The organism is Natrialba chahannaoensis JCM 10990 (assembly GCF_000337135.1).
Classification (GTDB): Archaea; Halobacteriota; Halobacteria; order Halobacteriales; family Natrialbaceae; genus Natrialba; species Natrialba chahannaoensis.
In genome coordinates this window covers 99,626-112,201 of the sequence record NZ_AOIN01000080.1, presented here as the reverse complement: position 1 = coordinate 112,201, position 12,576 = coordinate 99,626, and the positions used below count along the sequence as shown (strand labels likewise).

General features: G+C 60.9%; 14 protein-coding genes. 1 reads left to right on the top strand and 13 read right to left on the bottom strand.

What is annotated here, in order from left to right; translation table 11 throughout:
* The 4 genes from C482_RS15020 to C482_RS14995 all read right to left on the bottom strand — a co-directional run.
* A partial coding sequence (locus C482_RS15020; protein WP_006168568.1) for a fibronectin type III domain-containing protein occupies nucleotides 1-1,870 on the bottom strand: 1,870 nt, incomplete at its 3' end.
* Complete coding sequence (locus C482_RS20590) at nucleotides 1,870-3,624, bottom strand: glycine-rich protein (RefSeq protein ID WP_449406375.1); 1,755 nt, start codon at nucleotides 3,622-3,624, stop codon at nucleotides 1,870-1,872. The genes C482_RS20590 and C482_RS15020, both read right to left, overlap by 1 nt.
* A gap of 108 nt (nucleotides 3,625-3,732) precedes the next feature.
* Nucleotides 3,733-4,881, bottom strand: a complete 1,149-nt coding sequence (locus tag C482_RS15000; protein WP_006168564.1) for a hypothetical protein — start codon at nucleotides 4,879-4,881, stop codon at nucleotides 3,733-3,735.
* A 9-nt stretch (nucleotides 4,882-4,890) separates the two neighbouring features.
* Nucleotides 4,891-5,550: a hypothetical protein gene (locus tag C482_RS14995; protein WP_006168563.1), complete on the bottom strand. Its 660-nt coding sequence runs from the start codon at nucleotides 5,548-5,550 to the stop codon at nucleotides 4,891-4,893.
* A 70-nt stretch (nucleotides 5,551-5,620) separates the two neighbouring features.
* Here C482_RS14995 and C482_RS14990 point away from each other — a divergent pair, with 70 nt between their 5' ends.
* Nucleotides 5,621-6,271, top strand: a complete 651-nt coding sequence (locus C482_RS14990) for a rhomboid family intramembrane serine protease (RefSeq protein ID WP_006168562.1) — start codon at nucleotides 5,621-5,623, stop codon at nucleotides 6,269-6,271.
* 5 nt (nucleotides 6,272-6,276) lie between these two features.
* Here the strand turns inward: C482_RS14990 and C482_RS14985 are convergent, their stop codons facing one another.
* The 9 genes from C482_RS14985 to C482_RS14945 form a co-directional block, all read right to left on the bottom strand.
* Complete coding sequence (locus C482_RS14985) at nucleotides 6,277-7,542, bottom strand: hypothetical protein (RefSeq protein WP_006168560.1); 1,266 nt, start codon at nucleotides 7,540-7,542, stop codon at nucleotides 6,277-6,279.
* Between the two features lie 76 nt (nucleotides 7,543-7,618).
* Nucleotides 7,619-8,119 carry a hypothetical protein gene (locus C482_RS14980; protein WP_006168559.1) on the bottom strand — a complete coding sequence of 167 codons (501 nt, stop codon included), beginning with the start codon at nucleotides 8,117-8,119 and terminating at the stop codon, nucleotides 7,619-7,621.
* A complete protein-coding gene (locus C482_RS14975; RefSeq protein ID WP_006168557.1) occupies nucleotides 8,119-9,012 on the bottom strand; it encodes a hypothetical protein in 894 nt (297 codons plus the stop codon). The genes C482_RS14980 and C482_RS14975 overlap by 1 nt, the downstream gene beginning before the upstream one ends.
* Before the next feature lie 31 nt (nucleotides 9,013-9,043).
* Nucleotides 9,044-9,592, bottom strand: coding sequence for a hypothetical protein (locus C482_RS14970; protein ID WP_006168556.1), 549 nt, complete (start codon nucleotides 9,590-9,592; stop codon nucleotides 9,044-9,046).
* Nucleotides 9,589-10,059 carry a hypothetical protein gene (locus C482_RS14965; RefSeq protein WP_006168555.1) on the bottom strand — a complete coding sequence of 157 codons (471 nt, stop codon included), beginning with the start codon at nucleotides 10,057-10,059 and terminating at the stop codon, nucleotides 9,589-9,591. The genes C482_RS14970 and C482_RS14965 overlap by 4 nt, the downstream gene beginning before the upstream one ends.
* A complete protein-coding gene (locus C482_RS14960) occupies nucleotides 10,056-10,796 on the bottom strand; it encodes a hypothetical protein (protein ID WP_006168554.1) in 741 nt (246 codons plus the stop codon). Before C482_RS14960 ends, C482_RS14965 begins: the two co-directional genes overlap by 4 nt.
* A gap of 3 nt (nucleotides 10,797-10,799) precedes the next feature.
* Nucleotides 10,800-11,060: a hypothetical protein gene (locus tag C482_RS14955; protein WP_006168553.1), complete on the bottom strand. Its 261-nt coding sequence runs from the start codon at nucleotides 11,058-11,060 to the stop codon at nucleotides 10,800-10,802.
* 2 nt (nucleotides 11,061-11,062) lie between these two features.
* On the bottom strand, nucleotides 11,063-11,593 hold the full coding sequence (locus C482_RS14950) for a hypothetical protein (protein ID WP_006168552.1): 531 nt from the start codon (nucleotides 11,591-11,593) through the stop codon (nucleotides 11,063-11,065).
* A 10-nt stretch (nucleotides 11,594-11,603) separates the two neighbouring features.
* Nucleotides 11,604-12,575, bottom strand: coding sequence for a hypothetical protein (locus C482_RS14945; protein ID WP_006168551.1), 972 nt, complete (start codon nucleotides 12,573-12,575; stop codon nucleotides 11,604-11,606).
* Nucleotide 12,576: the final 1 nt, after the last annotated feature.

Below are 12,576 nucleotides of genomic sequence, written 5' to 3'. Positions count from 1 at the left end.
GTGTAGTCGCTTCGAAGCCCTTGGTCGGCGTTTCGTCGTCGCGGGTGGCATTCGAACGTCCGATGCCGACGCGAGCACGTGCCTCGGTCGCTGGCTCGCTGTACTCGAGTGTATGTTCGAGGGCATCTTCGACTGTGTCATACTCGTCGGTGCCGTCGACGCCGATTCCGAGCTCAGCCAGCCCTGTACCGTCGTTGGTCTCGACGGAAAGCGTAATTCCCTGGATTGACACCGGCGTCGTGATCGGGACTGTTTCGAGACGGGCAGCATCAGGATACAGCGCCGGGTTCGGCAGCGCGTAGTTTTCGTTGACTTCATCCGAGCTGTTGACCTCGTGGCCGAAACGGTCGTCCCAGAGACCAACACAGTCAATCCTGATGAGTTGTTCATCCTCGTCTACCGCTTCAATGCGAAGTGAGTGTGTCCCAGGCTCGAGTGAGAAGTCTGCTCTGTGGTCGTCCCAGTACATGCCTTCGCCACGGTCGATAGTAAGGTATTCTTGGACAACTTCACCATTGAGTACGATCCGATATCCGTTAGTCACACCGTCCCGATCTTCGTATCTGACGGCAGTCACCCCCTCCTCTTCTGGGATTTCGTGTTCAACCTCGAACTCCCACTCAACGTATTGATCGGCACCGACGTTCAGAACCGCCGCTTCACCGTAGTTGTACTCGTCACCCTCAATTAACCCGGCACTCGAGTCGTCACTGGCGTTGATCACATCACCGAAGAACCCAGTTTGGTGCGTCTTGAGTTGGTTCTCTTCACCGTCAAAGAATAGCGGAGAGTCGTCCGGGATCGTCTCAAGCGCTTGCTGCAGTTCGGCACTGATCTCGGCAAACTGCAGCACGACATCTTCGTCGATGTCCGCTGCTGGATCGTCGACGTCGGCAATGTAGTCCGTGTACTCCTCGATGATGTACTCGATGAACTCATGCGTCTCTTCGAGTTCGACGTCTTCGATGACACGGCGATCGAGTTGTGTCCCGCCACGGCCTTCGAGCGTCGTTTGGCCTGGTTCGAGCTGGCGATGCTCGAGTGTGCTGATCGGGTCCCGGGACTCGTCATGCCAGACACGCAGGTCGGCGTCGTTGAACTTATCCGAGTGCCACTTGCTGTCATGTGGGACTGGGAGATTAACACGTGGGTAGCCGTTGACTGTCGGCTGTCGAGACGCGCCGTCGAGCACCTGCGGACTGAGTGCCGTCCCGCTGGGATGGTCGACCTCGACGTACCAGCCACGTGGTGGGACAGCGCGATGGTTGAGCCCCAGTCCCTCAGTTTCGATCGCGTCGCTCAGCTCGCTGTCTGCGTGGACCCACTGTGTTTGTGTACGAAGCATATACACGTACTCCTGGTCGGGCGAAATCGCACCGTCATCAGTGAAGTCCATGGAATCCTCTCCAACCGATCCAACGAGTCGGCCTGGACTGCCGCCATAGTCGTAGTCAGTCCGGCGTCGATAGATTTGATACGAGCCGCGGAAGTCCGAATTGTCTGTCCATGAGACATCGGCTACGAGGTCCTCAATCGAGACAGTAACATCCGAGGCGGGAACGATCTTTGTCAACTCTTCAGCTGAGAGCCAGCGGCCAGTCCGGTAGTCGGTCTGTGTGCGGATCCTGACGCTGTATTGCTCACCGTCGACGAGGTCCGTGATCGTGTGTTCGTGGACATCATCCCAGGCAACCGTCGCTTCGTGTTCGTAGTGGGGGTGATCTCCGCCGGGATCGTCGTCTCGGAGTTCAATTCGATATTCGCCGTTGTTCGCGACCTCATCGAACGCCGCGGTCATTTCGCTCTGCACGGAGGCGTCGAGTGAGAGGGTGCTGGCATCCGGTAGGTCGGTGATGAATGTGACTGGCATTATTGGTCCTCCCTCGCGGTTGCATCGTTAGTGAACGTCTCAGCAGTCGCTCCGTAGAGTTTCCCGTCGAGCAGTTTGGTCGTCACGAACTCAACGGTCTCTCCTTCGTTGACGGGGTCGAGATCATCACCGTCCTGCTCGTAGCTGCCCTCGTCGTCCTCGCGCAACAGTAGCCGGTATCCACTTGAGTTGTTGCTCGGGTCGGTTGCTTGGATGGTGGCGTGTCGGCCGTCGACGTCGATGACTTCCATGTCCTCAAGCGCTGGGAGGTTGGTTGTTGCCCTCTCCGTGCCACTCTCGGCGGTTGCATCGCCTGTGTCGCGCATGAGTTGGTACGTGTACTCCTGGCCGTCGAGATCGGCATCGGTGTCGGTGTAGGATGTTGTACCAGGAGTGACGGACGTGACATCGGTGCCGTCGCGTGAGACTGTGATAGAACCGTCCGAGTTGTTGTCTTCAGCTTCAAATTCGATCGTAATTTTCCGATCGCCACCTATGGCTGAACCGAGGGTTGGGGATGGTAAGTCAGTTGTATCGAAGTCTTCGTTCGATAGATCGGTCGTTGCCTGGGCGTTTTCTGCTGTGATACGGTAATAGTACGTCTGGCCATTGATTAGGCCAGAATCGGAGTATCCGTTTGAGGATGTTGACGTGATATGCGTGTAATCCGATTGTGTCGACCCCGATGATGTCGATCGGTAAATGTGGAACTCATCACCATCACCACTCATCGACACATCAATTTCACTCATTCCCTGCGTCGAGACGCTGACCGATGGCTGCATTGGCGCGGTGAGCGCATTTTCCGTACTGGTCGAATCGGTTTCTTCACCGGTAGCATCGACTCCGGTTACGGTGTAGTAGTATCGTGTATCAGTGGACACCGATGAATCTGTATATGACGTTGAACTGGTTGAAGCATATGGCGAACCGCTCGTGGATACGTTGGAACTGGTACTGCGGTAGATGTTGTAGTTGACTACGTTTTCACCGCTATTCCAATTGAGATCAATCGATTCGTCGTCATACTGAACCTGTAGACCGATTGGTGGTTCAGCCGCTTCGACATACTCAATCGTTACTTCGCCATCGCTACCGCTTCCCCAGTTAGAACCGCGGCTGTTGGAAGTGTTAGTAAAACCACTACCAATGTAGTTAGAGCCACCACCACCACCGTATCCGACGAAGTGGCCACTGCCACGTTCAGCAGCCCCAGAACCACCACCGTAATACCCNCCAATGTAGTTAGAGCCACCACCACCACCGTATCCGACGAAGTGGCCACTGCCACGTTCAGCAGCCCCAGAACCACCACCGTAATACCCACCCCCGCCCGCACCACCGCACATAGATGCGGTAGCATCCGCGTCACCACCGTATAGCAATTCTCCGTCTTCCCCGTAACGGTAGGATGTTTGCGATTCGTCTTCGGGAATGCCACCTTCACCGCCTTCACTCTGCGTACCACCGCCACCGCCGTAGGGTTCCATCTCCCCCCAAGCCCCTTCGTTCGCACCGCCAGCGCCTCCATCGCCTGCGAAGTCATCACGGCCACCATCGGAACCACCGCCGCCACCGCCGCCAGCTACTAAGATCCGATCAGAGAGATCTGTTCCGCCGAATCTAATATCAGTGGCCCCACCGCCTCCACCGGCCGGATCGTCACGGTCCGTGCTAATGTCTCCACCACCGTTGAAACCGCCCACTTCGGGTTCACCNCCTTCGACGTATCCCCCCGGCCCACCGACAGCCATACCAGATCCGCCTGCTGCACCATACAGTTTGAAAACCGCCTCTTCGACATTATCAGGTACTGTCCATGTATACGTCCCAGGATCGTCAAAAGTGGCTGTGTTCACCATCTATTTCCTCCCCTCATTTCGAGACACCAGCCCCTTCGCAGCCTGTGGATCAACGAGTGTCTCTGCCGCGATCGGCGTGAGCCAGTCCTCGAGTGGACCCGGGACTGGTCCCATTTCGCCCTCGGGGATGTCGAAGAGCACCGACTCGGCACCCCGTGAGAGGATCGCGTCCAACGCGAACAGGTCGGCGTCGACATCGAACGTCAGCTGCGCTTTGTCGCGGACCATCGCGACCTCTTGGAGGTCGACATCCCAGAGCTCCACGTCGGCGGGCTGGTCGAGGTCGACGTCGCTCCAAGATTCGATACTCGAGTCCCACTTCTCGGCTTCAATCGTGCCTTCGGTCTCGTCGAGGCGAAATCGCACGAGGCCGTTGTCCAGGACGATCTCCGACTCGAAGTCGTGCAGGGTGCTGAACAGGGACTGCCAGACGCGAACGCGTCCGTCGGCGTTTTCGAGGTACTTCTCGTCCTCGCCGCGAGTGTCGTACGCGGCGCAGTCGACCGGTGCCTCGTCCGAGTAGGCGACCTCGTAGACAAGCGTCGGATCCTCCACACCGACCTCTGCCTCGCCGTCGGCGAGATTGTAGATGTCGACGTCGCCGAACTCCGAGGCGCGCGTCTCGATCGGTTCTGCCGGCGCTCGGTCCTGTGTCTCGCCGTCGAACCATTGGACCTTGCGCGCCGCTGCGGGGACGCCGACCAGCGCTGTCGTGTCGTTGCCGAACTCGTGGTCGGCCTGGCGTGTATTCGACTCGATGGCGCGGTAGCTGTTCTGCTGTGTTCCCTTGCGCGTGAGTTCGAGATCCCAGACGTAGATGTCGTGGGCGTTCGCGTGAGCTGGCGGCACCGACGCTGACTCGATCTCGTAGTACCCCGCGTCGGGGTAGCGTCCATCCTCTTGGAACAGCGGCAGGGCCTCGATCGAGGAGTTCGCGAGTTCGCGCAGTTCCTCGGCATGGAGTCGGGAGTGCCAACTACCAGCGCGGAACTGGCCATCAAGCGAAAGGTCTGGCGCAGCACTCGAGAGCTGATCGACGACGGCTTCGTCGCCTTCGAGGACGCCGGCCTGGGCGAGTCGTGATTCGAGGCTGTCCGATTCACCAGTCTGACTGGCTTCTTCGATGGGGATTTTGTACAAGTACTTCATAACAAAAGCTCACCAGTCGGGGGTGTACTCGCCGAGTTCGGCGACCACTTCGTCGACGGCGTCCTGGACGTCGTCGAGTGCGTCGTCGACGTTCGGGACCGTCGCCGTTCGGACTAGCGTCAGCGTGATGCTGATCTCCGCGTGGTCCTCTTTCGAAATCGTGTGACCCTGAACCGCAACTGTGATCGGCTCGCCGAACGGACCTGCGGAGTCCGAGTACGTGCCGTCAGTGTGGCCGCGGATGTGGAGACGGGTCTGCCCGCCGCTGTCGCTGCGCGTCTCGTTAAGCCAGTGGCGGAGGACATCCACCTGCGCGTCGAGGTCGCCGGACGCAGCGTCGTACTGCGTTGACTCACCGTCCGCGGAACCGTCGCCCCACTGCGTCGTCTCCTCGGCACCACGAGTCGCACTAACCGTGATCGAGTCGGTGCCGGCCCCACCGTCGATATGGTACCCTTCGCGTCGGCCGAAGTCACTACTCGATACGGGATCGGTTAGGGCGTTGGGGGCGATATCGAACGCTTCGGTGACGTACTGACCACGTTCGGCGAGCACGTACGAGCGGTCAAGCTCGTCGGTCGTCTCGAGATCAGTGCTGAGGACGAACACACCCATCTCGTCGGTGCCACTAATCGGGTCGATTTCGAGAACAACGCGGTCAGTAAGCATGAACAGTCACCTCAGGCTGATTGTCAGACTTGCCAAACGATTTAGGCGTGCGCGGACCGATAGAACGAGTATGGGCCACCAGACGACGCCAGAGCCGGCACCCCTTGCTGAGACCGAGACCGGCGGCGAGGAGTCGGAGGAGACGTGGGGCGAGGCGCTTGGCCGCAACCCGGTCGTGCAAACGCTTGCGATTATGATGGCAGTCTCTATCCTGGGGTGGAGTGCGACCGGTGGTCAGGGCATCCCCGACGACTTCGCGGTCGCGATGCCTGTCTTCGATCCCTGGTGGTCGCTCATCACCGCGACGTACGGGCACCTGGACACCGCACACCTCATTTCCAACGCGACGATGGTCGCCGTTGCCGGCGGCCTGATCTCGTTGTACTCGTCCGCGATTCGCTTCCACTTGTTCTTTCTCACGACCGGCGTTCTCTCGTCGATCAGCCAGGTCTACATTGCCGACGCCTTCGGGACGTCGCTCGCCGTGATCGGTGCGAGTGGGAGTGCGTTCGCCCTGGGTGGCTACATCATCGGGTCGGTCTCCACCGCCGGCGACTCCGAGAAGAGTGGCTCGTTCGGTCCGGTTGCCGTCCTCGTGTTGCTCGCTGCTGGCGGTGTAACGATCTGGATGTCGCCGCCAGGAACGGCGTTCGGATCCCACTTCGTCGGCGCACTGCTCGGGTTGATCGCCGGCCGGCTCCATCTCCTGCGGGCTCGGTGACCCAGTCATCGGAACGCCCTCTCTAGGTCTTCGATCCTGTCGACCGCGTCGTCCAGTTCGCTCTCGAGTTCGTCGTAGGCCCCATCCAGTTCTCGCTCGAGGTCGTCGATCACGTCGGCCACCTCTCGGATCCGATCAACCACGACCTCCATGTCAAACGTCTGCGTCACGTTGACCTGCTCGATCGTCGGCCCCTGCGGAGCCGCAACCGCTGTCGAACTCGCTTGCGGGCTCGCGGCCTCTCCAGCGGCCGACGGTCCTGAATCAGCCAAACCACCGAGGCGCTCGCCGATGTCCGTCCGGCTATCTCGCCAGGAGTTGATCTGATCCTCCATCCACCGGTCGGCGTCGGCGAACGGTTCGCCGATGATCGGGATGTCCTCTGTCTCCTCGCGCGTCTGCTCTCTCGACCCACGTGTCCGATCCCAGATCGTATCCCACACGCCACCACCATTATCCTCACCACCGCCGAGATCGACGGCGTCCGGATCCGACATTGTGTCCGGGACACGTGTCTCCGGACCAGGTTCGTGTTGCCTCGTCTCGGTCGTGATTGATATTGTCGGCGGATCTTCGATCTCGAGTGGTGGAACGTCCTCGACAGGGAACGGTTCGACCTCCTCGAGTGGGTACGGTTCCTCGGGGTGGTCGACATCGAGCACGAGATCCTCGACGTGTTCGGTTTGGACGCCGAGTTCGAAGTCGTCGATCCGCTCTGTGTCGACGGCGATCTCGAACTGCTCGAGATCCTCCGTGTCCACGTCGACGCCGATGTCGTCGATCTCCTCACCCGAGACTGCGACCTCGACCGCGCCGATCTCGTCTGCAGCGACATCAACAGCGAGGTCGTCCGCGTCGACCGTGATGTCGTCGCCGGAGATCGCGTTACCGACGGCAGTTCCGACCGCCGAGCCAATCCCGGCACCGATGCCACTCGCAGCGCCGCCAGCGAGGCCACCAGCACCACCGAGGAGGTCGCCAAAGAGACCACCGCCGCCGTCACCGTCGATATCACCGTCCCAGCTTTCGAGGATCTCGAGGATGTCCTCCAGGTTGGCGTGGTTGTCGCGACTCCAGCGGTGTTCGCGTCGCGCACGGCGCTGTGCGCGACCACCACCGCCAGTTTGGGCAGACATCGTCCCACCGTCAGTCATACCGATCTCGGTTGACCCGATCTCAGACTCGATCTGCTGACGAGCATTTCGGAGTTCGCTGTCCGGGATGTCTATATCGACACGAGCAGTTGTACCGAACTCGTTCCCGTCAGTCATGGATAGCCTCGCTCTTGGGCACGGTCAGAAAGCAATTCGAGGTAGTCGACCGGTGTCTGCAGAATATCCGGGTAGCTCATTCCATGGGCGAGGGCGACGACGATGAGTTCGTCGAACCGCTCTCGCCCTCGCTCCTGTTTCCCGAGACGCCAGGCACACCGAGCGCGTTGGCCTTCGCCTCAGCCCAGTCAACAAACGCAGGGTGACACTGTCCGACGTCGGTGAACGTCTCCGAAAGGTCATCGCTGTGGTACGGTGCCGCCGCCGTGCTCGCTGCGACGAACCAGTTGCGCCGTTCCTTCTTCTCGACGTTTGACGGCATCTCGCGGTGCATGAGCGCTTCCTCGGCGGCAGTCATCGCACCGAGTTCGATCTCGGCGTCGGGTGACCAGCCTTCTTCATCGCGCTGCCACTCAAGTCCATCCTTGTAGTAACGCAGCCGATTGCGTCGGCCCTGCGTGTACGTGTACTCGTCCGTACCGCTGTCGAGTTCAGTGAGAGCGGCTTCGAGGGCGTCGATCTGATCAGCCAGTTCGTCGATCGCCTCATCGAGCGTGTACGCCTCGGTCGTGAGCATCAGGCGACCACCTCAACGTTGGCGACGTGGTAGTCGATCGGTTCGCTCAGGTCCTCGTCGGGGTTGACAAGGTTGCTCCAGTCGTAGCTGGTCGGTTGCATCCCTACGAGTTCGTAGCCGATCGTCTCACCCTGCCCGTTCTCGAACGTGAGTGTCCCGTCGACCTTGTCGACCACCTCCAGGTCGACACCGTCGCCGACGGCCATCTCGAGTTGGTCGGTCTTGGTCACGGTTGCGTCGCTCGCGAACGCCGGCTCGATTGCCGAGGCGACCGCGTCGAAGGGGTGCCGGGACTGACCGCGACGGAACCGTGCGAGGTTCGACAGCGATAGCGTTGCCGTCTGCATGAGTGTCTGCGCGGCGCCGTCGACATCGAGTTCAGTGCCGTGCCACGTGTACTCGTCGTCGCAACTCGGCTTCTCGATCGACTCTGGCGTCGAGACATCGTCCGGCTCGAAGCCATACGCCAACGTCAGATCGACCGTGATGTCCTCGGTGCGCTGGTAGCTGACCGATGCGTCCAGAACGATCGTCCCGGTCGGAGTTCGCGATGCATCCTCGTCGAGCAGGTCGGCACCGAAGTACCACGCGCTCGACGGCGCTCGCATCGGTTCGTTCGGGAGCGCGGTGCCATCGTCGGCGAAGATGAGGTCGTGGAAGTTGTCGTCGGTCATCGTGAACGAGACGCTCGCTGCGCCCTCGAAGTCACCCGCGCGTGATCCGCATGGCGTGGGGTCGTCGGGGTGGCGCGATCGCTGGAGCGCCTGCTCGACCGTCAGGTTGCCGACTGTGATGTTCGTCCCTGGCTGGATCCACGTTGGGTCAGCCGCCGGACCGTGGCCATACTCCGACTCGACCGTGTAGGCCACGGTTGCCGCGCCGGCGCCGGTCATACTGTACCTCCGTCAGTCTGGGTGTTCGGTTTCATAACTCTGGTAGTTTCTCGCAACCTCTGAGTGTGCAGTCGAACTGGTAGCGATAGAAGTCACGATACTCCGCCGACTGCGGATCGTCGTTCGTGACCAACAGGTCGTGATACGTGGTGTGTGGGATGTCCGTCTCGGGATACGACCGCATTCCAAGCAGCGTCCGGCGGATCTGCCGAACGAGGTCATCGAATGGGATACCGTTCTCACCGTCCGGATCGACATGGCCATAGTGGCCACCTTGAGAGGTCATCCCCTCAACCGTGACCGCAACGACGGTCTCGATCTCGTGATCGTACTCGGTTCCCCGCGGACTTGTGGCCCGATCTGCCAGCGTTGCGCCGACGTAGACCCCCTTCTCGAGGCTGTCCGTCCGCTTGTGCATCGGCTCGTTGAGGTCGAGGTCTCCAGATCCGTCGTACACGCTGCTGTCGTCACGGTTCACTCGCTTGAGGGCGACCGGGTTGTCGTTCCGGTTCGTGTAGGAGTTCGCGATGTCGTCGACGACGCTGCCGAGCTGGTCGAGAACCCAGTTGACCTCGGTCATGATTCGAACTGCCTCCGGACGTAGTTCAGTGAGTCGCGGATGAACCTGCTTTCAGGCAGTCCGTCGACGTTGGTCTCTGGAAGGAACACTCGCCAGCCGTCACCCTCACGATCGAACTCCTCTCGAACCCACTGCGGCGGGTCGTGGCGTTCCTCCCAGACGAACGAGAGGACATCCGCGTTCCGCGTTTGGACGACGTGGTCGGCCGTCCCCCTCTCGAAGTAGATCGCTGGCTCTGGCCACCCCCAGCGGACGAACACGCGACCCTCACGCCTTTCGACTCGGGTCTGTCCTGCCTCGATCAACGTCGAGACGTTGTACTCGTGGCGCTGGCCGTACTGCTCGAGGACGTCGTGGGCATACTCCTGGACCTCCGGTGCGATTTTCTCGCGGGCTCGCTGCTCGACGTCGTCCAGGAGCGCCTCGCGAAGGTCGGCTTCGAAGCTGTTCTCGAGCTCGAAAGTCATTCGTGAATGCCCAGTTTCTCCTTCGCCTGACGTTCCATCGCCTGGACCTTGCTCTCGGTAGCCTGCAGATTCGCGTTCTCTGGGATCCCGAGCCCTGCTTCATCCGACGATGCAAGGAGTTCAGCAGCGGCCAGTTGAGCAACCGCGCGCCGCACTGTACTCGAGAGGCCTTCGATACCCCAGTCGTAGGAGACGATCACGGCGTTGCCGTAGTCTCGCAGGTTCGGGAGCGTTCCCGTGTGCAAGTAGAGGTAGGTGATACCACTCGAGTCGTCGCTGTTCAGGTAGTAGTCCTGGCCGCGACCTTCCTCGTGTTTCTCGACCCAGTCAGTGACGTCACCAGATCGATCACGGACGAGGAGTTCGGTTATCTCGACGATATCTCGCCTCGAGACTTGCACTCGAGTGTACGGGCCAGCGTGTCGAACCGGATAGCGCACCTGGTGCGATGCAGCAACCTGCATCTGCTGCGGGCCGGCGTGCGGGATCGAGGGGATGTCGTGTTCGTCTTCCTGGTGGGTCTTCGGTTCCGTCGGGATGAGGTCGTGATCGTCCTCGTCGGTCCCGTCGGGGTCGTACCAGTGGCGGTCGTGTTCCTCGTGCAGCCATTCGGTCAGGCCGGTGATCGCGTCGACGACCGCCTGGTTGTCTGCAGACTCGAGACCACCAGTAAAGTCAGACTCGTGGATGACGCGGTTGACGTCCTCAACGGTACAGTAGCCGTGCTCCTCAGGCATGGGTCAGTACCCCTCGAGTTCCTCGACGATTACCTCGCCCCGTGGGATTCGCTCGCCTTCACGGACGGGTCGGAACGACTCGTGTTCGACCGTAATGTAGAAGACGTCCCGTTCTGGGTCGTAGCCCGCGCGGCGGATCTCTGCCCCGATCGGCAGGTCGCTCTCGAAGCGGCGTGTACCGGTCGAAAGGAACCCCGGCATTGCAACTGCGGATACCTCAAACCGCTTCAGCCGTTCGCCAACGGTACTTTCGTCAACCGACATAGTCACTCGTCCTCCAGTTCGTCGGCCCGGCCGAGGTCCTCGAGGCGTGCTTTCGCAGCGTTGCGAACGCGCTTGCTGTGGTTCGATTCGAGATCGTGGATCTCCGTGAGGTGGTCGTCGACAAGCCCATCCTCGACATCGGCCTTGCGATCGTCCCAACCCAGTGCCAGCCAGTCGTCACGGTTCCAGTCCGCCCAAGCCTCGAGATCGTCCGTGTCGGAGTCACCGTCAGAATCGGTTTCAGTGTCGGCATCGGAACCGTCCTGGTCGGAGTCGGTTTCATCATCGTCTGCAGCCTCCTCGAGGTCGTCACCGGCGTGGCTGACGACATCGCCAGTGTCGCGATCGTACTCGACGTCGTAGGACGAGGCGAGGTATGCCATCACGTCGTCCGCTTTGTCGGGTTTGATCGAGAGGTAGCCTTCGTCGTCGACACTGACGTTGGTGTGGCGGCTCGAACTGATTGGGACAGCGACCTGTGAAGGGGGGTCGCGAGCGAAGGCATCCGTCGCCCGTGGATGTTGGATGCGCATCTCAGATCACTTACTCAGTGGTGTCCCCACTGCCGTCACCGTCTGGGTCGAACTCGACCTCGCCGAGGTCGTACTCGAGCCAGAACGTGTGTTCTCCGTGAGACTTGTCGATCAGCGTGCCGTACTCGGCCATCGCCGCCTTGTCCGCGAGACCGTCACGACCCAGTGGGAGCGTGAACAGCGGTGCAAGTGCGCGGAACTGCAGGGAACGCCGGTCGATGATGAAGGCGTTGCCAGGGTTCTCGGGGGAGGCGTCCCACGGGAGTTCGAAGTTCGGCATGATGTTCGGACACTCGGTGACGCGAACGCCCTTGATCCAGAGCTGGCGAGCACCGAAGTCCGCACCCTCGCTGAACGAGTCAAGACGCGTGACTGGGTTCGCCTCGTTCTCGAGTAGGTCGAACAGGGACGGCGAGACGAAGATCTCCGCATCGGCGTACGTGAGGCCAGTCCCTTCGACCGCCCACGTGAGCGCAGCCTTGAGGTCCTCGAGAACTGGGAAGCCGTCGGCGTCGACGTCGACGCCGGTGCGGTCGATGTCGTTGCCCGCACTCTGGGCGAGGGGTGTCATGCCGGGGAAGGCGTTGTCGGTCCCCAGCGAGGAGTAGCCGAAGTCGGTTTCTCCAGCGTCTGGGTCGGCGTAGAAGTACGCTGCGGCCTTCGTGAGCGCCCACTCGATGGTGCGCTGGCCGAGCGTCGTGTTCTCCAGATCCATGTAGTCGAGCGAATCGGTCGCTCGAGAGGCGAAGTCCGAGACGTTGATCTGGTCGACGAAGATCCGCATGTCCTCACTGTCCGTCTCGATCGTGAAGTCGCCGTAGTCGTTGTCCGAGAGGTCGATGACGTCAGACTGGCCGGCGTAGCCGATTGGCGGTGAGCGGTCCGAGAGGATGTTGTACTGCGCCGTGAAGCCCTGCTGGGACTGTGTGTCGATCCGATCCAGCACCGGCGCACGCTGGCGCTGGACCTGTCTCTTATACACA